We start from the raw sequence: 20,100 nt of genomic DNA, 5'->3' as shown, positions 1-20,100 counted from the left end.
GCTGGCTCGATGGGAGCGGGCGCGCGCTGTTGAGCCCGGCATTGCAGCCTGCCTGCGCAAGCGATGCTCACGCGACGCTTGGTGGTGGCTCGGTCGAAGCATCCATCGCGGCTTTCGGCAGGCTGCGCACATGCACATCCTGCTGTGGGTAGGGAATGTCGATTCCCGCCTCCTGCAGTGCCGCGTGGATACGGGTGATCAGCTCGCTGCGGATGTTGAGCCAATGGTCGTAGTCGCGCGTCCAGGCACGTACGCTGAAGTCCAGTGAGCTGGCACCAAAGCCAACGAACAAGGCGACGACGGCAGGTTCGGTGGCGACACCGGGTGTCTGCCCGGCGCAGCGGGACAGCAGTCCAAGCACCTGTTGAGGATCGCTGCCGTAGGCAACACCGACATTCACTTCCATGCGCCGGTTGCGGTCGAGCAGCGTCCAGTTGACCAGCGGCTCGGACAGCAAGGTGCCATTGGGCACCACCACGTCGGCGCCATCGAAGGTCTTGATGCGGGTGGAGCGCATGCCGATGTCACGGACGCGGCCGTTGATGGGGCCGACCTCGACCACATCGCCGGGCTGGATCGGTCGCTCGAACATGAGGATCAAGCCGGACACGAAATTGTTGACAACGTTCTGCAGGCCAAATCCGATACCAACGCCCAATGCACCGAACAGCAGCGCCAGCTGGCTGCCCTTGAAGCCGGCCGCCGACAGCGCGATCACCACGCCCAGCATCAGTACCGCATACGAGGCCAGCGAGGCGATGCTGTTGCCAATGCCGCGCGACACGCTGGTGCCATGTTGGAGTATGTCCTGCAGCAGCAGGCGGGTAACCCGGGCAGCCCAGAAGGCGATGGTGATTGCGGCGATGAAGGCCAGCACATGGCCGAGCGACAAGCTGAATTCTCCAAAGGAAAATTCATGCGACAGCACCTTGCCGAGGACTGCATAGGTCGGCCGCAGGATGCGGAAGCTGTCCATCGCATAGACGATCCAGCCAACAACCGCGGCAAAAACGCCCACTCGGGCCAGCAGGGAAAGCAATGGCGGCGCGTGATCGCGGGTAAGCCGGTAGCGCGCCAGGCTGGGCCTGCTGAGCAGCAGGTGCAACAAGCTCAGCAATACTGCGATACCGACATAGAGCAGCAGGCCGAAGTAGGCGCTGTCGATGATCGCGCTGGTCAGCATTTCCGCCAGCGTGCGGTTGCCCAGGATATTGGCAAGCAGGGAGACCGCGAACAGGCCCTGCGCGCCCCAGGCCGCTGCACGCAGCAGCTGCCCGGTCCTGCCGGTTGTGCGTGCGTGACCGGCGCGGTAGGCCCGCCATTGCACGACGCCGGTCAGCACCATGGCCACCAGGGTCAGCGCCAGCGTATACACGCGGAAGGCGGTATTGCTCGACAGGAAGAAGAAACCCAGCCCGGCAAGCAGGTACAGCAGCGATGCGACCAGCGGCCAATGCCCAAGCAGGCGCTTGCTCGCGGGCGGCAGCAGGCGCAGTACCGGGACCAAGGCGAACAACATGCCCGCCTGCAGGGTCAGCAATGGCGCATCGGGCTCCAGTACCAGCATGGCGACCGTGGACAGCAGCAACCAGGTTGACCAGGGCCGCGCCAGCACGCGCTGGGTGGCGGCGTCGATGCTGTTGTTGACGTTTGCTCGACGACCATAGCGTCGGGCCCACAGCAGCAACGGCAGTAGCAGTACCTGGATTGTGTGGAACAGGATCTGCGTGTGGCGGTGTTCGCTTTGATAGGCGCGGCTGAACTCGAGTTCTATCTGCAGGCCCGAGCTGAGTGCGTCGCTGGCCGCTGCGCGCTGGTCGGGGGAATCCGTATCGATCCGCCAGAGCGGTGGCGAATCCACCTGCAGCAGCTGATGGTCGAGGTAGCTGATGGCATCGGTGACCGCAGCGTGGCCTGATTGCAGCCGCACCTCCATGGCATTGGCGCGCGCGCTGAGTTCCATCTGCCGTGAAAGCGGACCGGCAAGCGCCTGCTCGGCTTCGGTCAGGCGGGTTATCACGGCATCGATGCGACCGAGCAGCAGTGGCGGAATGCTGCTCGGCTGCTGCCGTGTTGCTTGCCAGCTGGCACGACGCTGCGCGAGTTCGGCGGCATCCTCGGCATAGGGGGCGGTGGCGATCTGCAGCGCGTCGCGCCAGCGCGTGAATCGCTTGCTGTCGAACTGCCAATGTCGATCGAGGCTTTCAAGGCGCATGATCGGCACCCTGCGCAGCTGGGCAGGGGACAAGGCCTGTCGGCGCAGGTCAACCGAGCGGGTGATGTCCTCGAGCGTGGGTGCCAGCGCGATGATGGGATCTGGTTGGCCAGCCAGCTCGATGGCGGCAATCGCCAGGCGCTCATCGGTATCAGCGCGGGTCACGATCAGTGCGGTATCGACGGGCTCGGGAGTGCTTGCCGTTGGCGCTGCGGGTGCGGCCGTCGTGCCCGGGTCGAGCGGATGCGTTGCCTGTGCGTGGGCGACATGGCAGCAGACCGAGGCGAAACAGAACACTACTGCGCGCAGCCAAAGCATGGGCGACTCCCGGCAGGTGGATGCTCCGATCCACGTTGCCGGAGTTTGGCACAGCGTGTGTCCGGTGGGCGCTGGCTGGGCCAGCCGGTATTGGGAAACGTGCCTGGTTTTGGCGGCTGGTGGAGGGGCGGGCATGGAGGTGCTCATACCAGGACGCCGGTTTTCCATTGGCTGCGGAGGGGGCGTTGCGACGCCTGTCGCGAGGTTGTTGCGTGACCTTTGGCCTATCCGTCGATGGCCGTGATCCCCTACGCTCGTCGGTTGTGCCATGCAGTTGCATGGCCTTTTCCCTGTTTGGCCGGAGATGTCCATGTCGTTTTCCAAGCTCGTCCCGTTGTCCCTGACGGTTGCAATCGCTGCCTCGCTCGCCGCCTGTGGCAAGACCGAAGCGCCTGCCGCGCCGGCTGCCGAAGCCAAGGTCGCGTTCGACCAGTCACAGCTCAAGACCCAGCTGATCTCGCTCAACGCCGCCGATCTGGATCCAGCCGTGCAGGCGTGTGCCGACCTCAACGGCTTCGTCAACAGCAAGTGGCTCAAGGCCAACCCGGTGCCGGGCGACCAGACCACCTGGGGCAGCTTCGAGATCCTGCGTGAGCGCTCGCTGGAAGTGCAGCACGCGCTGGTCCAGCAGGCGGCCGCTGGCAAGGCTGCAGCAGGTTCCAACGAAGCCAAGATCGGCGACATCTGGAAGACCGGCTCGGACGAGGCGGCCATCGAGGCTGCCGGCATCAAGCCGCTGCAGCCGGAACTGGACAAGATCGCCGCGCTGAATGACAGCGCCGCCATCACCGGCTACCTGCGTGATGCCCATGCGCAGGGCAATGGCTTCCTGTTCTCGCTGCACGCCAGCCCGGACTTCAAGGATTCGGCCAACGTCATCGCCTATGTCGGCCAGGGCGGCCTGGGCTTGCCGGAAAAGGGCTATTACTTCGACGAATCGCAGGCCAAGATCCGCGAGGCTTATGTGGCCTACATCGAACAGCTGCTGACCCTGTCCGGCGTCGATGCCGCGCAGGCCAAGGAGCAGGCCAAGGCGGTAATGGATTTCGAAACCCGCCTGGCCAAGGCGTCGCTGTCGCGCATCGAGCTGCGTGACCCGTCCAAGCGCTACAACCCGGTCAGCGCCGCCGATGCCGACAAGCAGACCCCGAACTTCAGCTGGACCGCGCTGTTCGACACGCTGCAGATCCCGGCCAAGGACAAGTTCTCGCTGGCCCAGCCGGGCTTCTTCAACGAACTGAACACCATGCTGGCCGACGTGCCCGCGGCCACCTGGCAGGCCTACCTGCGCTTCCACACCGTGGACAACGCCGCCCCGTACCTGAGCAAGAACTTCGAGCAGGCCAACTTCGACTTCTTCAGCAAGACCCTGCGCGGCCAGCAGGAAATGCAGCCGCGCTGGAAGCGCGTGCTGGATTCGGTGAATGGCTCGATGGGGGAAGCACTGGGCCAGCTGTACGTGGACGCGGTGTTCCCGGCCGAATCCAAGGTGGCCATGCAGCACCTGGTGGAGAACCTGTCCGTCGCGCTGAAGGCGCGCCTGGAAAGCCTGCCGTGGATGGGCGAGGACACCAAGAAGAAGGCGCTGGAGAAGTGGGCCAGCTTCACCCCGAAGATCGGTTACCCGGACAAGTGGCGTGATTTCTCCGGCCTGACCACCAACAGCGACAGCTACCTGGGCAATATGCAGGCGGCGCAGGCGTTCAACTACCGCTACATGCTGGCCAAGATCGGCAAGCCGGTGGACAAGACCGAGTGGGGCATGACCCCGCAGACGGTGAATGCCTATTACAACGCGACCAAGAACGAAATCGTGTTCCCGGCCGCGATCCTGCAGCCGCCGTTCTTCGATGCCAAGGCCGATCCGGCGCTGAACTACGGCGGCATCGGTGCGGTCATCGGCCACGAAATGATGCACGGCTATGACGACTCGGGCAGCCAGTTCGCCGCCAATGGCAACTTCGACAACTGGTGGACCGATGCTGATCGCAACGCGTTCAACAGCCGCACCGACCAGCTGGTCGCGCAGTTCGACGGTTACGAGTCGCTGCCGGGCGTGAACGTCAAGGGCAAGCTGACCCTGGGCGAGAACATCGGTGATCTCGGTGGCCTGACCGTTGCCTACGACGCGCTGCAGATGGCGCTGAAGGAAGACGCGAAGCTCAACGTGCCGGTTGATGGCTACACCCAGGACCAGCGCTTCTTCATGAACTGGGCCACCGTGTGGCGCCGCAACTTCACCGATGGCGAACTGCGCGTGCGCCTGAACACCGATCCGCACGCACCGGCCAACTTCCGTGCCAACGGTGCGCCGTCGAACATGCCGTCGTATGCCGCCGCGTTCCAGTGCAAGGCCGGCGATGCGATGGTGCGTGCCGACGACAAGCGGGTTGTGATCTGGTGATTGCGGTTGCTTGATCGTGATCTGTGAATGAAGAAGGCCCGGCAATGCCGGGCCTTCTTTTTGGCTGATGACATTGGCGGCGAGCTGCCTGCTTTTTGTAGGAGCGGCGTAAGCCGCGAAGCAGATAGATCATCAGGTCGCACAGCTGCTGGCAACTTCAGCAGCACCAGCTTCGCGGCTGACGCCGCTCCCACAAAAGCGCGTCCTACGCGACTGCACCCAGCAGCTTCTGTGCGGTGGCCCGCTCCTCATCGCGCAGGGTCAGTACGCGTACGCCGGTTTCCGTTACCTCGACGGTATGTTCGCACTGCGCTGACAGCTTTCCATCGCGCGTGGTCACGGTCCAACCATCGTCGTGGTTGTCGATCGCCGCGCGGCCCTGGTTGATCATCGGCTCGATGGTGAAGGTCATGCCGGCCTGCAGTTCGAGCCCGGCGCCACGATGCCCGTAATGCAGCACCTGCGGCTCTTCGTGCATTTCGCGGCCGATACCGTGGCCGCAGTACTCCTTCACCACCGAATAGCCGGCGTCCTTGGCGTGGCGGTTGATCGCAAAGCCGATGTCGCCCAGGGTTGCGCCGGGGCGCACCGTGGCGATGCCCTTCCACATGGCCTCGTTGGTGACGCGCACCAGACGCTTGGCTTGATGGCTTACCTCGCCGATCAGGAACATGCGGCTGGAATCGGCGATGTAGCCGTTCTTCTCCAGGGTGATGTCCAGGTTGACGATGCTGCCGCTGCGGAGAATGTCCTTCGATGACGGCACGCCGTGGCAGACAACGGTATCGATGGAGCTGTTGAGCACATAGGCGAAGCCATACTGGCCCTTGCTGGCCGGGCGTGCCTGCAAGCGGTCGACGATGAAACGCTCGACCCAGTCGTTTACCTGCAGCGTGCTCATGCCTTCCAGCGGCAGCTGGTTCAGTGCTTCGAACACCGACGCCAGCAGGCGCCCGGATTCGGCCATCAATACCAGCTCATGCGGCTGCTTGATCATGCTTCCGCCATCCGCATGCCCGCTGGGCTTACCCCGGCAGCCGCGAGTTCGCGCGCCACCAGTTCCTGGAAACTCAGCTGCGGGTTGAGTTCGCAAAGCATGCCGATCCTGATCCAGAACCCGGCTTGGGCGTTGATCGAGCGACCAGACACGGTGCTGGCCTTGCGCAGGTTGTCGTGCAGTTCGTCGTCGATGTTCACGATGCCCATCGGTTGCCCCTTGAGTTGAATATATGATTCATATGCGAATCATATGCCCGGGGTGCTGAACGAGACAGAAGGGGGGAGCTCGGCGGGCATGGCCAGGCGTGAAATTCGATGGGTCGCCAGCCGGGCTGGCTGCGAAGGATGCACCGACAGCGCTGGCGGAAGGTGAGCGCTGAGGCTGGTTCAGGTTCCCGATCAGGGGCGGGGTTGGAATGGAGCGGGGTGGTCGCTATAATCGCCGGCTTACCGCGCCATCCTGGCGACTGGGCAACATAGGAAAACACCACAATGGTCAAGATTCGACTGACCCGCGGCGGCGCCAAGAAGCGTCCGTTCTACCACATCATCGTTTCCGACGTCCGTAGCGCCCGCGACGGCCGCAACATCGAGCGCGTCGGTTACTACAACCCGGTTGCACAGGGTGGCGAGCAGCGCGTTGTGCTGGATATCGCTGCTTGCGACAAGTGGATCGCCAACGGCGCCCAGATGACCGACAAGGTTCGCAACCTGTACAAGGAAGCGACCAAGGCCCAGGCCGCTGCGGCCTGATCCTGGCGGGGGGGGGGGGGCCGCGCCCCCCCCCCCCCCGACTGCTATATGAAGAAAGATATCGAGCGCCGGATCCTGCTGGGCAGGGTTGCCGGCGTTTTTGGTGTGCGCGGCGAACTGAAGCTTGAGTCCTGGACCGAGCCGCGTTCCGCCATTTTCAAATACCAGCCCTGGATCCTGCGTACCCCTGCGGGTCAGGAATCCGAGCTGACTGGCGTGCGTGGCCGTGATTCGGGCAAGACCCTGGTGGCGAACTTCCCGGGTGTGACCGACCGCGACGTGGCTGAGGCCATGCGCGGGACCGAGATCTACGTTGCCCGCAGCGCCTTGCCGCCGCCGAGCGCGGACGAGTATTACTGGGTCGACCTGGAAGGCCTGGACGTGCAGACCATCGAAGGCGTCAAGCTGGGTATTGCCTCGCATCTGTTCAGTACCGGCTCCAACGACGTGCTGGTTACCCGTGGCGACCGTGAGCGGATGATTCCGTTCGTGATGGGCGACTTCGTCAAATCCGTGGATTTCGACGCCAACCTGATCGTGGTCGACTGGGATCCGGAGTTCTAAAGCCTGTGCGTGTAGACGTCATCAGCCTGTTCCCTGAATTCCTTGCCCAATCGGCCGCGCTGGGCGTGGTCGGGCGTGCGCAGGAGCGGGGCCTGCTGGAGCTGCATGGCTGGAACCCGCGCGACTATGCCGAGGGCAATTACCGCCGGGTGGATGACCGTCCCTTCGGTGGCGGCCCGGGCATGGTGATGCTGATCGAGCCCTTGCGTGCAGCGCTGGCAGCGGCGCGTGAGGCCGATCCGACGCCGGCACCGGTGATCTACCTGAGCCCCCAGGGCAGGCCGCTGGACCAGGCCAAGGTGCGCGAGCTGGCGGCCTTGCCGCGGATGATCCTGCTCTGTGGTCGCTACGAGGGCGTGGACGAGCGTTTCCTGGCTGGCGAGGTGGACGAGGAGATCTCCATCGGCGATTACGTGCTGTCCGGCGGTGAGCTGGGTGCGGCGGTGATCATCGACGCGGTCACCCGCCTGCAGGACGGTGCTCTGAACGACGCCGAATCGGCGGTCCAGGACAGTTTTGAAGGCGATGGCCTGCTGGACTGCCCGCACTACAGCCATCCGGCCAGCCACGCGCTGGGGGATGTGCCGGACGTGCTGCGTTCCGGCAACCACGCCGCCATTGCCGCCTGGCGCCGCCAGCAATCCTTGCTGCGCACGGCGTTGCGGCGCCCGGACCTGCTGGACGAGGCCGGCCTGAACAAGGCCGACCGCAAGCTGCTGGCCGAAGCCAAGCAGACGCTTGTAGATTCGTTCAAACAAGCTACTGGCGCCGAGGGCGAACAGTAAGTTAGAATTACGAGTTCCCGTCGGCTGAATGGCTTGACGAGGAGCCAGAACAATAACGTGCAGCGCAATCCGGCGACTGTATGAGCCTAAGCTGTCGATACCGACACGCCCACCCCGAACAATCGGTGTAACCCAATGAGCAAGCTGAACAAGTCCATCGTCGCGGAATTCGAATCCGCCCAGATCACCCGCGAACTGCCGAAGTTCAGCCAGGGCGACACCGTCGTGGTGAACGTGAAGGTCAAGGAAGGCAACCGTGAGCGCGTGCAGGCATACGAAGGCGTCGTCATCGGCACCAAGAATGCTGGCCTGAACTCCGCTTTCACCGTGCGCAAGATCTCGCACGGCTACGGCGTTGAGCGCGTCTTCCAGACCCACAGCGCCATCATCGACTCGGTCGAAGTGAAGCGTCGCGGTAAGGTTCGCGCCGGTAAGCTGTACTACCTGCGTGGCCTGGAAGGCAAGGCTGCCCGCATCAAGGAAGATTTGGCTGCTGCCCAGCAGGCCAAGGCTGCTCGCCTGGCTGCCAAGGCTTCCGCCGAGTAATCCGCCAACAGGCCAAGCCTGTTTGCAGCAACGGCCACCTTCGGGTGGCCGTTTGCGTTTGTGGGGTTGGGTGAAAGTTGAAAGCTGGGGACGCTTTGGGATTCTCAAGCTTTGAACCTCAGAACCTCAGAACCTCAGAAGCGTAGAAGCGTAGAAGCGTAGAAGCCCCCTCATCCGCCCCCCGCCTTCGCGGGGGCAGGCTCTCCGGGCACTTCGCTCCGCGCCCCGGCCCTGCGTAGCACGCAGGGCGTACGAACAGTCACGAGCCTTTGGCTCGTGAACGCCTGTTCTTAACCCCGCAGGCGGGAGAAGGGACGGCTGGCATTGCTGGGGGCTGGTGCATTGCTTGCGCTCTGCGCGGCCAACCATCCGATAGCAGAAAAGCCCAGCTCTCCCTTCTCCCGCTTGCGGGAGAAGGTGCCCGGAGAGCCTGCCCCCGCGAAGGCGGGGGGCGGAGGAGGGGGCTTTTGATTCCTGCTTTGGCGTGTAGCTCAACCGCCACTCAGCGGAAATGCGCCTCGATCTGTTCCAGCGTCTTGCCCTTGGTCTCCGGCAGCCAGAACGCCGCAATCAGGAAGAAGGCAAACGTGCACGCCGCCCAGAACAGGAACATGCTGGCGTAGCCGTAGTGGCCCACTGTCGGCAGGAACACCGCCGCGATCGTGGTTGATACGAACTGGTTGATCAGCAGCGCGATGCTCATGCCGTTCGAGCGGATGCGGTTCGGCATCAACTCCGACAAGGCCAGCCACACGCACACGCCCGGGCCGACCGCGAAGAACGCAACGAATACCAGGATGCAGGCCGCCACCGCCCAGCCATGCGAAGCCGGCGGCACCGCGCCGATCCAGGCCTGCTCGATGCGCAGCGGTGCATTGGCAGCGGCGCTCGGGTCAGGGAAGGGATTCAGGTGCAGGCTGCGGAAGAAACGGCCAATCACGCTGTCGGCGTGCACGGTGCTGGAGCGCTCGATCAACAGCTGCTGATCGCTGGGGTTGTCACTGCGCAGCGAACGCACATCGCTGAAGCCGCCATAGCTCCACGACACCGTCAGCTGCGAGGGTTGCCCGTCGCGATTGCGGGTACCGGCCAGCTGATGCCATTGCGCCGCATCCAGCTGCAACTGCAGCCCATCTGCCTGCACCGCACGCTGCAATACCTGCTGCACATCGGCGCGGCCCTGTTCGGCCTTGAAGAACAGCATCGCCGCAGCCAGCAGGGCAAGACAGATGCCGCCACTGCCGATCATCAGCAGGAACTTGCGGCCCTTGCGATCCACCAGGAATAGGGCGACGAGGGTCATGATCACATTGAGCAGCTTGATCGCCACATCCGCGCCATTGGCTGCCGCACCCGGCAGGCCGGCCTGGTTGAGGATGTTGACCGCGTAGGCGAGGATCGAGTTGATGCCGGTGGCCTGGGTGAACGCCAACACCAGGCAGGCCAGTACGAACGGCACCATGTAGCGGCGGCTGAAAAGCCGATCGCGCTCGCCTTCCGCCTTCGCAATGACTGGATTCTGGATCTGTGCCAGCGTGGCTTCCACCTGCGACGGTGGCAGCGTTGCCTGCAAGCCGCGGCGCGCGGCGTCGATGCGGCCGCGGCGTGCCAGCCAGCGCGGTGATTCATTGAGCCAGAACAGGCCGATGCAGAACACCACGCCCGGCAGCAGGCAGGTCCAGAAAATCGTGCGCCAGGCCTGGTCCTTCACTGCGAACAGATGCTGTGCCTGCTGCACCAGGGGCAGGTTGCGCACCGACTCGGTTGCTGCATCCACCGAATGCGCCTGGTACAGGCCAATCAAGGCGGCCAGCACCAGCCCAACCGTCAGCAGCAGCTGGAACATCGCTGCGCCGCGACCGCGTCGTTCCGGTCCCAGCACTTCGGCCAGATACAGCGGCACCACAACGCCGATCAGACCGCCGCTGATGCCTTGCAGCAGGCGCCCGAGCAGCAGTGGCGTATAGCCGGAGGCCAACGCCATGATCGGGATGCTGGCGGTGAACAGCACGCCGGCCAGCAGCATCGCGCCACGGCGGCCGATCAGGTCGGCGATCATGCCGGCGAACAGCGACGACAACACGCTGCCCAACAAGACGGCCGCAACCACGAAGCCCATCTGCTGGCTGCTGAGCTGCCAGGCATGGCTGGCGGTGGCTTCCAGATAGGGCAGGGCGCCGGCAATGATGCCGATGTCGATGCCGTACAGCAGACCACCAAGACCGGCGATGAAAAGGAGATAGCGCACGGGCCAACGCGGCGCGGCGTCGCTGGCGGGCACGGCAAAAGTGGTGTCTGTCATCGGCGCGTTCCTGGGGCAAGATTTTGTAGTGCCGAGCCATGCTCGGCTGCACTTCGTTCCGGTGTATGCGCTGCCGGATCGCGCCGCGCATCCGCGCGGTTTGCCGAGCATGGCCCGGCACTACGTGGAGCGGATCAGCTTGGGTCGATCGGGTTGCCGGCTATCCATACCTGTTGCAACTTCAATTGCGGGTCCAGCACCACCATGTCCGCGCGCAGGCCTGGCGCGATACGGCCGCGGTCTTCCAGGCCCAGGTAATCGGCCTGGATGGTGGAAACACGTTGCGAGGCGTCGGCGAGTTCGAGGCCGACATCGACCAGATTGCGCAACGCCTGATCCATGGTCAGTGCGCTGCCGGCCAGCGAACCGGTTGAAAGCCGCACGCAGCCCATGCACTTGTGCACGCGCTGCTCGCCCAGCGCGTATTCGCCATCGGGCATGCCGGTGGCGGCGGTGGCATCGGTAACGGCATACAGGCGCGGGATCGCGCGCACCGCCATGCGGATGGCGCCGCGATGCACATGCTGCAGGTCGGGAATCAGTTCGGCGTATTCGGCATGTGCCAAGGCGGCAGCAGCGATACCGGGTTTGTAGTGATCGACGCCGGTCATGCCGTTGAACAGATGAGTAAAGCCAACCGCGCCAGCCTGCAAGGCGGCGACCGCATCGTCGTAGCTGCCAGCGCTGTGGCCGATCTGCACGCGGATGCCCATCGCTGCCAAGGCCGGAATCAAAGCGGTGTGCTGGCCGATCTCCGGCGCGATCGTCAGCACCTTGATCGGGGCCAGGGCATGCAGGTGCTGCACCGACTCCAGCGTTGCCTCCAGCGTCCGCGGTGGCTGTGCGCCCAAACGCTGCGGGCTGATGAAGGGACCTTCCAGATGCACGCCGATGATCTGTGCGGCATCCGGATCGGGCGTCGCCATCACCTGCGCTACACCGCGCAGGGCGTTCTCGATCTCGCCGTACTCGGCGGTCATGGTCGTGCCGAGCAGGGTGGTGGTGCCGTAGCGGGCATGGGTGTGGGCGATGCGGCGGGCGACATCGCCGCCCTGCATCAAGTCCACGCCCGCTGCGCCATGCACATGCAGGTCGATGAAGCCGGGCAAGATGATGGGCAGATCGCCGCCATCACCCGCGTGGTCTTCCACTTCCAACGTGCGCAGCTGCTGGTCGAAGTGGACGTGGCCGCGGCGCCAGCCCAAGGGAGTGAGGATGCGGCCGTACAGGCTGCGGGTAGCGGTCATAGCGGTGGCTCGGCGGTGATCACTTCGATGCCCTGACGCTGCAGTCCCTCGCGGGTGGCATCGTCGATGCCGGTATCGGTGATGATGGCGTGGATCTGGTCGAGGCGAGCGATGCGGTGCAGGCTGACGCGGCCGAATTTCGAAGCGTCGGTGAGCACCACGATGCGCCGTGCGCGTTCGACCATGCGGTGATTGAGGCGGGCTTCGGCTTCGTCATGGGTGGTCAGGCCGAACTGCAGGTCCAGGCCGTCCACGCCCAGGAACAAGGTGTCGAAGCTGTAGGAGGTGAGGCTGGCTTCGGCCTGGCTGCCCTGCAGCGACAGCGACTGCTTGCGCAGCAGGCCGCCGGTCAGCAGTACGTTGACCGCCGGTGCGTTGGCCAGTTCCCAGGCAATGTTCAAGCCGTTGGTCATCACCGTGACATCGCGGTGATCGCGCAGATGCCGGGCCAGCGTCATGGTGGTGGAGCCGGAGTCGATGATGATGTTGTCGCCGGGTTGCACCAGCTGCGCAGCGCGCATGCCGATGGATTCCTTCAGCGACAGGTTCAGCGCATCTTTCTCGTGGATGTCCTGTTCCTGCGGCGGCATGCGTACCAGCGTCGCGCCACCGTGGGTGCGCGTGGCCAGGCCCTGGGCCTCGAAGTGGCCCAGGTCGGTACGGATGGTCACCGCCGACACGCCGAACTGGTCAACCAGTTCGGCAACCTGCACCGAGCCCTGGTCAATCAGGCGTTGCAGGATCTGCTGTCGGCGGGGACGGGTATTGCGCATGGTCAGCTCTCGTGTGCGTTTGAAAGCGGAGATTAACCGTTCGCAAGGTTTTGGGTGCGCAAACTTTCGCTTTGCTTGCGCGTACCTGCCTGATTGGCGCTGCAGGCGCGCGCGTATTCGCCCAGGCACTGGCCGACGCGATGCTGCACCAGGGCCGCTGGCGTGGCGGCCAACTGGCCCTCGCGCACGGCCACGTACTGGCCGGGCAGGTATTGGCTGAGCAATACCAGCGGCGGGGTGTGCTGTTCCAGGTTGGCAAACAGGGTCTGCACCGCCTGCAGCAGCTCCGGTTCGCCCCAGTAATAGCGGCAACGGTCGCTGAAGGCGTAGGAACGCAGCAGGTGCAAGCTGGCTTCATCGCCGTGGTAATGCGCCTGCCAGTTCTTCGGCTTGGCCAGCATCACCTGTTCCAGCACCTGCGGCAGCCTGGAGCACTGCGCATCTGGCAGCAGTTCGGCTTCGATCGCGGCGAGTGCGAACAGCGCTTCGCGGTAGGCAAACGTTGCGGCAGGGCCGACCTTGAGGATCGCGAAGTGATCGCGCACCAATGCATGCAGGCCGGACTCGCGCTGGTAGTCAGTGGAGTGCGCTTCAAACACGATGCGCGGCTGCTGTTCGAGGAAGTCCGCCAGCTCGCTGGCAGCGGCGGCGTCGTATTCGTGCACGCTGCTGTGGTCGAAGTCCACGCCCGGCTGCACCACCATCGCGATTACGCGTTGCCAGGCATCGCGCAGTTCCGGCGTGTCGAAGGCCTGCTGGTGGATGGCCAGGGTCTGCGCGGCAGCGGCCGGCGTGGTTACGGCCAGGCCGCCTGCCAGCGAGGCTTCACCACCGGGGATCGGCACTTCGGTACCGATCACATAGACCGGCGGCGGCAGGCCATTGGCTTTGGCAGTGGCTTCTGCGATGACCGCCAGCTCGGCCGAACGTGCGGCGACGGTAGCATCGGGTAACGGGGTCGGGTCATCGGCGCAGGACATGCTGCAGTCCAGATGGATCTTGTGGAAACCGGCGGCGACATAGGCTTGGATCAGCACGCGTGCATTGGCCATCGCCTCGGCGGCCGGCTGCTTCTGCCAGGCGTTTGGACCGAGGTGATCGCCGCCCAGGATCAGCTGCGCGCGCGGGAATCCTTCTTCATCGGCCAGCGCTTCCACATAGGCGCGGTACTGCGGCGGGGTCATGCCGGTGTAACCGCCGAACTGGTCGACCTGGTTGGAGGTGGCTTCGATCAACAGCACGGTGCCGTGCTGCGCGGCCACGTGCATGGCCGCGCGCAACACCTGTTCGTTGCTGCAGCAGACGCTGTACAGGCCGACGTTGTGGCCTTGGCGATGAGAGGCGAGCAGGGATTGCAGCGGTGACATGGTCAAGCTCCGGGAATCAGGTAAGCGGGTTGGCAGGCGAGCAGGGCGGCACCACGGGCACCGCCGGCATCGCCGAAGCGCGGTGGCACGATGGGCGGCACTTCCACGCCGTTGAATAGATGTGCGGCGATGGCCGCGGGCAGTTGCTGGTACAGCGGCGCGTACTGCGACAGGCCGCCGCCGAGCACGATGACGTGCGGGTCCAGCGCGAGAATCAACGCTGCGAAACTGTGGCCGAGCAGGTCGCGGTGGATATCCAGCGCCTGCATGGCGCGGATGTCACCGGCTTCGGCCAGAGCGATGACTTCGCTGGCGTTGGCCGCATTGCCGCCGAGGTGGCGTTCGATCATGGCCACGCCGCTGCCTGAGACATAGCGCTCCACGCAGCCGCGCAGGCCGCAGCCACAATCCAGCAGTGGCAGGTCGTGCCGCTGCAGCAGGTTGGCTGGCACGCTCCAGTGGCCCCATTCGCCGGCCAGGCCGTTGAAGCCGCCGACCAGCTTGCCGTGCAGGCAGTAACCACCGCCGGCACCGGTGCCGAGGATGGCACCGAACATGCTGGCGTAACCGTCCGCCGCGCCACCGTGTGCTTCGGACAAGGCGAAGCATTGCAGGTCGTTGCCGAAATGCAGCGGCCGTTGCAGGCGTGCCTGCAGGTCGGCGCTGACGCATTGGCCGGTCAGTGCCGGTACGTTGGCACTGAGCTGGCGGCCACTGCGACGCTCGCGCACGCCGGGCAGGGCGATGCCGATGGCTTCGGCGCGTTGGCCGAGTTCGGCATCGGCATCTGCAACCAGCGCTTCCACCGCCTGCAGGAAACCGTTGTAGTCGCCCTGTGGGGTGGCGATACGTTTGCGCCACGCGACCTGCAGGGCGGCATCGCAGGCCACCAGTTCAATCTTGGTACCGCCAATGTCGATGCCGTAGCAGGCCGGGGCGCGGGTATCAGCCATGGTGGATGGTGACGCCCTTGACCACGCGGTTGACGGTGCCGTCCGGGAACGGGTTGTCCGGCGTCAGGCCGAGTGCGGCCGAGCGCTGCAGTGCGTACAGCTGGGCGAACGGCAGCCACACCGGCGCCAGCCAGCTGTCGGGCAGGGCAGGCACGGGCAAGGTGTAGTCGTCGTGGATGCCAAGGTCCGAATGCGGGCCGATCGACAGCACCTTGCCGGCAACGCCATCACCGCGCAGTTCTTCCAGCAGATCCTGCTCATAGCGACGCGACAGCGGTTCGGCGCTACGCAGCACGACGACCAGGGTTTCATCATTGAGCGTGGACTTGGGACCGTGGCGGAAACCCAGCGGGGTATTGGCCAGTGCCAGCACGCGGCCGGCAGTGAGCTCCAATACCTTCAGCGCAGCCTCGCGGGCCAGCGCTTCCAGCGGACCACTGGCCAGGTAGATAACGCGGTTGTACGGCTGCGCAGCCAGTGCGGCGACTGCTGCATCCCAGTTGCCCAAGCCCTGGCGCGCGAGTGCGGCAACCTGCTGCAGGCGCTGTACACGCTCGGCCCAGGGGGCGCTGTCGAACACGGTCAGTGCGGTCAGCAGCATGCAGCTCAGGCTGCTGGTCATGGCGAAGGCGCGGTCGCAGCTGGCGGCCGGCATCAGCAGCGTGCAGGTGTCCTCGCGGCCGGCGCCACGACGAGCCAGCTCGCCTTCGGCATTGCAGGTGATGTCGAGGAAGCGGGCATCGTCGACGTCGGCGCGGACGCGGTCGACGGCGGCCACGCTTTCCGGGCTGGAGCCGCTGCGGCCGAATGACACCAGCAGGGTCGGGCGGTCGCGCTGCAGGTACAGCGCCGGGTGGGTGAGCAGGCTGGTGGTGTGCACGGCACGTACTTCGGCCGGCCACTGCGCGTTGATGGTGTCGGCCACCATCTCGGCGATGAAACCCGAGCTGCCGGCACCGGTGAAGATCACCCGCTGGCGCGGATCAGACAGGCGCTGGCCGAGGAAATCCTGCAGGCGCGTGCTGGCCTGTTGCAGGTCGATGGCAAGCGTTTCCCACAGCGCGGGCTGTTGGGCGATTTCGGTAGCGGTATCGGCTCCGCCCAGGCGCTGCCAGGCGGTCAGATCGTGAAGCAGGGTGGCATCCATGTGTGATTCCTGATTGGCCAGCGCACCATCTTTCTTTTCTTTCGAAATGTCAAATACCGAAAGCAAAGCGAAAGAAACTATTTGATTCGACTTTGTTCGCTTGAGAATCGTCCGAAGCGAAAGGTTTCCCGGGAAATCCTTTCGCAGCAATGAATACGCTCAGCTGCGCGATGTGAAAGTTGGTGCTGTGCACCATCTTTCGATTGCAAGAAATCTTACTTATCTTTTGCTTTCATTTTGTTGACATCTTTCGATTTCCTGCCCTAGAGTCGGCGCACTCGGTTTCGAAACGCCCGTTGAACGGGTTGGAGGCAAGGTGGAACACTGCGTTCGTCAATCGCCGCTGCTGCTGGCGCTGCTTTCGGCCTTGTTGTTGCCGGCAGTGACCGCACAGGCCGAGCCCATCGGCAATCTGCGCTCCGTCACCGCCAGCGATGGCCGCGACGGCGTGCGTGCCTGGGACGTACGCAGTGACAACGGCAGCACGCTGCGCATCGAGGTGCTGACCAACGACATCGTGCATGTGCAGGCCGGCCGCAACGGCAAACTGACCGGCGCCGGTGACAAGGCCGCGCCCATCGTGCTGCCGCAGCCCGTGCAGCAGGTGCAGGCGCAACTGGAAGAAGACGCGCAGGAAATCCGCGTGCGTACCCCGGCGCTGGTCCTGCATGTGCAGCGGCAGCCCCTGCAGCTGCGCCTGGAGCGTCTGGACGGCGGCAAGCCGGTGTCGCTATGGCAGGAACAGCAGCCGCTGGACCTGGCTGCCGAGCAGAGCGTGCAGGTGCTGTCCTCGCAGGCCGATGAAGCCTTCTACGGCGGCGGCCAGCAGAACGGCCGTTTCCAGTTCAAGGGCCGCGAGCTTGAAGTTTCCTATTCCGGTGGCTGGGAAGAGGGCGACCGCCCGAGCCCGGCGCCGATGCTGCTCAGCTCACGCGGCTGGGGCATGTTGCGCAATACCTGGAGCGACGGCAGCTATGACCTGCGCCAGCCGGACCAGGCCACGCTGCTGCACCGCGAAGATCGCTTCGACGCCTACTACTTCGTCGGCAACGATCTGCAGCGGCTGCTGGAACGCTACACCCAGCTGACCGGTCGGCCGAACATGGTCGCGCGCTGGGCGCTGTCCTACGGCGATGCCGATTGCTACAACGACGGCGACAACATCAAGAAGCCCGGCAGCGTGCCCGAAGGTTGGAGCGATGGCCCCACCGGCACCACCATCGATGTGGTCAACAGCGTTGCCGCCAAGTACCGCGAGAACGACATGCCGGGCGGTTGGATCCTGCCCAATGACGGCTACGGCTGCGGTTACAAGCAGTTGCCGGAAACCGTGCAGGGCCTGGCCAAGTACGGCTTCAAGACCGGCCTGTGGACCGAGAACGGCGTCGACAAGATCGCCTGGGAAGTGGGCAAGGCCGGCAGCCGCGTGCAGAAGCTGGATGTGGCCTGGACCGGGCAGGGCTATCAGTTCGCGATGGATGCCAACCGCCAGGCTTTCGACGGCATTCTCAACAATTCCGATTCGCGCCCCTTCCTGTGGACGGTGATGGGCTGGGCCGGCATCCAGCGTTATGCGGTCGCATGGACCGGCGACCAGAGCAGCAGCTGGGATTACATCCGCTGGCACGTGCCGACCCTGGTGGGTTCCGGTCTGTCGGGCATGGCCTATGCCAGCGGCGACGTTGATGCGATCTTCGGCGGCAGCGCCGAGACCTTCACCCGCGACCTGCAGTGGAAGACCTTCACTCCGGTGCTGATGGGCATGTCCGGTTGGTCGTCCAACGCGCGCAAGCACCCCTGGGCTTTCGATGAGCCCTATCGTTCGATCAACCGCGACTACCTCAAGCTGAAAATGCGCCTGACCCCGTATATGTACGGACTGGTGCATGACGCCGCACAGAGTGGTGCACCGCCGGTGCGCGGGCTGATGTGGGACAACCCGCAGGACCCGCACGCGCAGGACGAAACCTACAAGTACCAGTTCCTGCTCGGCCGCGATCTGCTGGTCGCGCCGGTCTATCGCAGCCAGGCCGCAAGCCGTGGCTGGCGCCGTGACATCCATCTGCCGGCTGGCGGCTGGTACGACTATTGGGACGGCCGCCATCTGCAGGCCGGTGCTGCAGGCAAGCAGCTCGACCGCCCGGTCGAACTGGCGACGCTGCCGGTATTCGTGCGCGCTGGAGCGATCCTGCCGATGTATCCGGAGATGCTGTTCGACGGCGAGAAGCCGCTGGATGAGGTGACCTTCGATCTGTATCCGCAGGGTGAATCCAGCTACACCTTGTATGAAGACGATGGCAGTACCCGCCGTTACCAGAAGGGTGAGTCGAGCACGCAGCAGATCCGCGTGCAGGCACCGGCGCAGGGCAGTGGCCCGGTGCAGGTCGAGATCGCGCCGGTACAGGGCGAGTATCAAGGTCAGTTGGCGCAGCGCCGTTACGGCCTGCGCGTGTTGAATCGCAGCGCACCGACTGCCGTGCAGCTGGATGGCCGCGCGCTGCCCAAGCTTGCTGATGCCGCTGCATTGCAGGCAGCCAGTGAAGGCTGGTACTTCGATGGCAAGGAACGCAAGGGTACGTTGCATGTGCGTACCGCGACGCAGGACATCCGTGCGCCGTTGAAACTGCAGCTGGATTTCCCTGTTGCCGCCGCGCTGGCCGACGATGCCTTCCCGAACGCACCGGAGCTGGGCCGCGCGCTGCCGTCCGACAGCCTGCTGGTGGTCAACCGCCCGGCCGAAGAACCCGGCCATCCGCTGGAAAATGCCTTCGACGATGATCCGGCAACGTGGTTCCGCAGCGTGCGCAACCAGGCCATCCGCACCGGCGCCCACGAATGGGTGGTGGGCTTCGGCGAGCGCAAGTTGATCGACGGCATCGAGCTGGCACCACGCAATGACCAGCACTGGAAGCATGGCCAGGTGCGTGACTATGAAATCTATATGGCTGACAGCAATGGCGAGTGGGGCAAGCCGATTGCCAGCGGTCACCTGCAGCTGAAGCAGGAACTGCAGCGCATCGACTTCCCAGCCCATGCCGGCCGTCTGCTGCGCTTCCGCGTGCTCAGCGTGCAGAACCCCGACGGTGACGGCGCAAGTGGTGCCGATCCGATGGTGACCGCAGCGCAGGGCAGCACCGCGCGTGCGGTGGATGCACTGCAGCCGCACGATGTTGGCCCGATTGCACTGTCCACCTTCCATATCCTTGAGCAGCAAACGGCCGAGCGGCCGGCGCGGCAGCAATACCTCTCCCAGCTGCCGCTGCCGGCCGTATTGGCCACCCAGGTGCACGCCGACCGTTCGTTCGCTGCCGCTGTGCCAATGCGCATGAACGGCCTGCAGTTCCACCGTGGCCTCGGCGTTGGTGCGCAGAGCCGCATCGACATGAGCCTGAAGGGGCAGTGGAAAACACTGCGCGCCGACCTCGGCGTCGACGACCAATGCCGTCAGGCCGGCGGCCTGCAGTTCCAGGTCTGGGGTGATGATCGCCTGCTCTATGACAGCGGCTTCGTCAAAGCACCGGGTGTGGTCAAGCCCGAGCTCGACATCCGCGGTCTGTCCAGACTGAGCCTGCGCACCTTGGGCGCGCAGGGTAGCCAACCGTCCCAGGTCTGCGCCAACTGGGCCAACGCCGTACTGATAGGCGAGGAGGGCGATTCCGCCGACATCCTCGCACCATGACCCACCCGTAACACCGCTCCTCCCACCGGATTACCCCCGGCTACGGTC

Annotated in this window: 15 protein-coding genes; 6 read left to right on the top strand and 9 right to left on the bottom strand. The window is 64.7% G+C overall.

Features of this window, described 5'->3' with window-relative positions; all coding sequences use genetic code 11:
• Window positions 1-67 precede the first annotated feature (67 nt).
• Window positions 68-2,533 carry a mechanosensitive ion channel family protein gene (locus AC13FW_RS10375; RefSeq protein ID WP_482988994.1) on the bottom strand — a complete coding sequence of 822 codons (2,466 nt, stop codon included), beginning with the start codon at window positions 2,531-2,533 and terminating at the stop codon, window positions 68-70.
• A 310-nt stretch (window positions 2,534-2,843) separates the two neighbouring features.
• Here AC13FW_RS10375 and AC13FW_RS10370 point away from each other — a divergent pair, with 310 nt between their 5' ends.
• Complete coding sequence (locus AC13FW_RS10370) at window positions 2,844-4,937, top strand: M13 family metallopeptidase (RefSeq protein ID WP_482988993.1); 2,094 nt, start codon at window positions 2,844-2,846, stop codon at window positions 4,935-4,937.
• A 205-nt stretch (window positions 4,938-5,142) separates the two neighbouring features.
• Here the strand turns inward: AC13FW_RS10370 and map are convergent, their stop codons facing one another.
• Window positions 5,143-5,934, bottom strand: coding sequence for a type I methionyl aminopeptidase (gene map, locus AC13FW_RS10365; RefSeq protein ID WP_296248947.1), 792 nt, complete (start codon window positions 5,932-5,934; stop codon window positions 5,143-5,145).
• Window positions 5,931-6,143 (bottom strand): ParD-like family protein, encoded by a 213-nt coding sequence (locus AC13FW_RS10360; RefSeq protein WP_282273430.1) that lies wholly within the window; start codon window positions 6,141-6,143, stop codon window positions 5,931-5,933. The genes map and AC13FW_RS10360 overlap by 4 nt, the downstream gene beginning before the upstream one ends.
• A 285-nt stretch (window positions 6,144-6,428) precedes the next feature.
• Here AC13FW_RS10360 and rpsP point away from each other — a divergent pair, with 285 nt between their 5' ends.
• The 4 genes from rpsP (at window position 6,429) to rplS (ending at window position 8,584) form a co-directional block, all read left to right on the top strand.
• Window positions 6,429-6,689 (top strand): 30S ribosomal protein S16, encoded by a 261-nt coding sequence (gene rpsP, locus AC13FW_RS10355; RefSeq protein ID WP_481614612.1) that lies wholly within the window; start codon window positions 6,429-6,431, stop codon window positions 6,687-6,689.
• 48 nt (window positions 6,690-6,737) lie between these two features.
• A complete protein-coding gene (gene rimM / locus AC13FW_RS10350; protein WP_482988992.1) occupies window positions 6,738-7,253 on the top strand; it encodes a ribosome maturation factor RimM in 516 nt (171 codons plus the stop codon).
• A 5-nt stretch (window positions 7,254-7,258) separates the two neighbouring features.
• A complete protein-coding gene (gene trmD / locus AC13FW_RS10345) occupies window positions 7,259-8,038 on the top strand; it encodes a tRNA (guanosine(37)-N1)-methyltransferase TrmD (protein WP_482988991.1) in 780 nt (259 codons plus the stop codon).
• Window positions 8,039-8,173: 135 nt separating this feature from the next.
• Entirely contained in the window at window positions 8,174-8,584 is a 411-nt protein-coding gene (gene rplS, locus AC13FW_RS10340) for a 50S ribosomal protein L19 (protein ID WP_057626601.1), read from the top strand.
• A gap of 502 nt (window positions 8,585-9,086) precedes the next feature.
• On the opposite strand, the gene AC13FW_RS10335 is transcribed toward rplS, so the two are convergent.
• The 6 genes from AC13FW_RS10335 to AC13FW_RS10310 form a co-directional block, all read right to left on the bottom strand.
• Window positions 9,087-10,886, bottom strand: coding sequence for an MFS transporter (locus AC13FW_RS10335; protein WP_481510338.1), 1,800 nt, complete (start codon window positions 10,884-10,886; stop codon window positions 9,087-9,089).
• Window positions 10,887-11,020: 134 nt separating this feature from the next.
• Entirely contained in the window at window positions 11,021-12,133 is a 1,113-nt protein-coding gene (nagA, locus tag AC13FW_RS10330; protein ID WP_482988990.1) for an N-acetylglucosamine-6-phosphate deacetylase, read from the bottom strand.
• Complete coding sequence (locus tag AC13FW_RS10325) at window positions 12,130-12,912, bottom strand: DeoR family transcriptional regulator (RefSeq protein ID WP_282270845.1); 783 nt, start codon at window positions 12,910-12,912, stop codon at window positions 12,130-12,132. Before AC13FW_RS10325 ends, nagA begins: the two co-directional genes overlap by 4 nt.
• A 26-nt stretch (window positions 12,913-12,938) precedes the next feature.
• On the bottom strand, window positions 12,939-14,273 hold the full coding sequence (locus AC13FW_RS10320) for a D-tagatose-bisphosphate aldolase, class II, non-catalytic subunit (RefSeq protein WP_482988989.1): 1,335 nt from the start codon (window positions 14,271-14,273) through the stop codon (window positions 12,939-12,941).
• A gap of 2 nt (window positions 14,274-14,275) precedes the next feature.
• Window positions 14,276-15,226, bottom strand: a complete 951-nt coding sequence (locus AC13FW_RS10315; protein ID WP_296252258.1) for an ROK family protein — start codon at window positions 15,224-15,226, stop codon at window positions 14,276-14,278.
• Complete coding sequence (locus tag AC13FW_RS10310) at window positions 15,219-16,373, bottom strand: SIS domain-containing protein (protein WP_482988988.1); 1,155 nt, start codon at window positions 16,371-16,373, stop codon at window positions 15,219-15,221. Before AC13FW_RS10310 ends, AC13FW_RS10315 begins: the two co-directional genes overlap by 8 nt.
• A 316-nt stretch (window positions 16,374-16,689) precedes the next feature.
• Between AC13FW_RS10310 and AC13FW_RS10305 the strand changes: the two genes are divergently transcribed.
• Entirely contained in the window at window positions 16,690-20,052 is a 3,363-nt protein-coding gene (locus tag AC13FW_RS10305) for a TIM-barrel domain-containing protein (RefSeq protein ID WP_482988987.1), read from the top strand.
• Window positions 20,053-20,100: the final 48 nt, after the last annotated feature.

The sequence above is a fragment of the Stenotrophomonas sp. 21LCFQ19 genome (assembly GCF_056861425.1).
Note: the sequence above shows the minus strand (reverse complement) of the source record. Positions and strands in the feature narration are given on the sequence as shown.

Bases quoted from the DNA above. Each gene is read 5' to 3' on its own strand.
- AC13FW_RS10370 (WP_482988993.1), top strand. From the start codon at position 2,844: ATGTCGTTTTCCAAGCTCGTCCCGTTGTCCCTGACGGTTGCAATCGCT.
- rpsP (WP_481614612.1), top strand. From the start codon at position 6,429: ATGGTCAAGATTCGACTGACCCGCGGCGGCGCCAAGAAGCGTCCGTTC.
- AC13FW_RS10310 (WP_482988988.1), bottom strand. From the start codon at position 16,373: ATGGATGCCACCCTGCTTCACGATCTGACCGCCTGGCAGCGCCTGGGC.
- map (WP_296248947.1), bottom strand. From the start codon at position 5,934: ATGATCAAGCAGCCGCATGAGCTGGTATTGATGGCCGAATCCGGGCGC.
- AC13FW_RS10315 (WP_296252258.1), bottom strand. From the start codon at position 15,226: ATGGCTGATACCCGCGCCCCGGCCTGCTACGGCATCGACATTGGCGGT.
- AC13FW_RS10360 (WP_282273430.1), bottom strand. From the start codon at position 6,143: ATGGGCATCGTGAACATCGACGACGAACTGCACGACAACCTGCGCAAG.
- rplS (WP_057626601.1), top strand. From the start codon at position 8,174: ATGAGCAAGCTGAACAAGTCCATCGTCGCGGAATTCGAATCCGCCCAG.
- AC13FW_RS10335 (WP_481510338.1), bottom strand. From the start codon at position 10,886: ATGACAGACACCACTTTTGCCGTGCCCGCCAGCGACGCCGCGCCGCGT.
- nagA (WP_482988990.1), bottom strand. From the start codon at position 12,133: ATGACCGCTACCCGCAGCCTGTACGGCCGCATCCTCACTCCCTTGGGC.
- AC13FW_RS10320 (WP_482988989.1), bottom strand. From the start codon at position 14,273: ATGTCACCGCTGCAATCCCTGCTCGCCTCTCATCGCCAAGGCCACAAC.
- AC13FW_RS10375 (WP_482988994.1), bottom strand. From the start codon at position 2,533: ATGCTTTGGCTGCGCGCAGTAGTGTTCTGTTTCGCCTCGGTCTGCTGC.
- rimM (WP_482988992.1), top strand. From the start codon at position 6,738: ATGAAGAAAGATATCGAGCGCCGGATCCTGCTGGGCAGGGTTGCCGGC.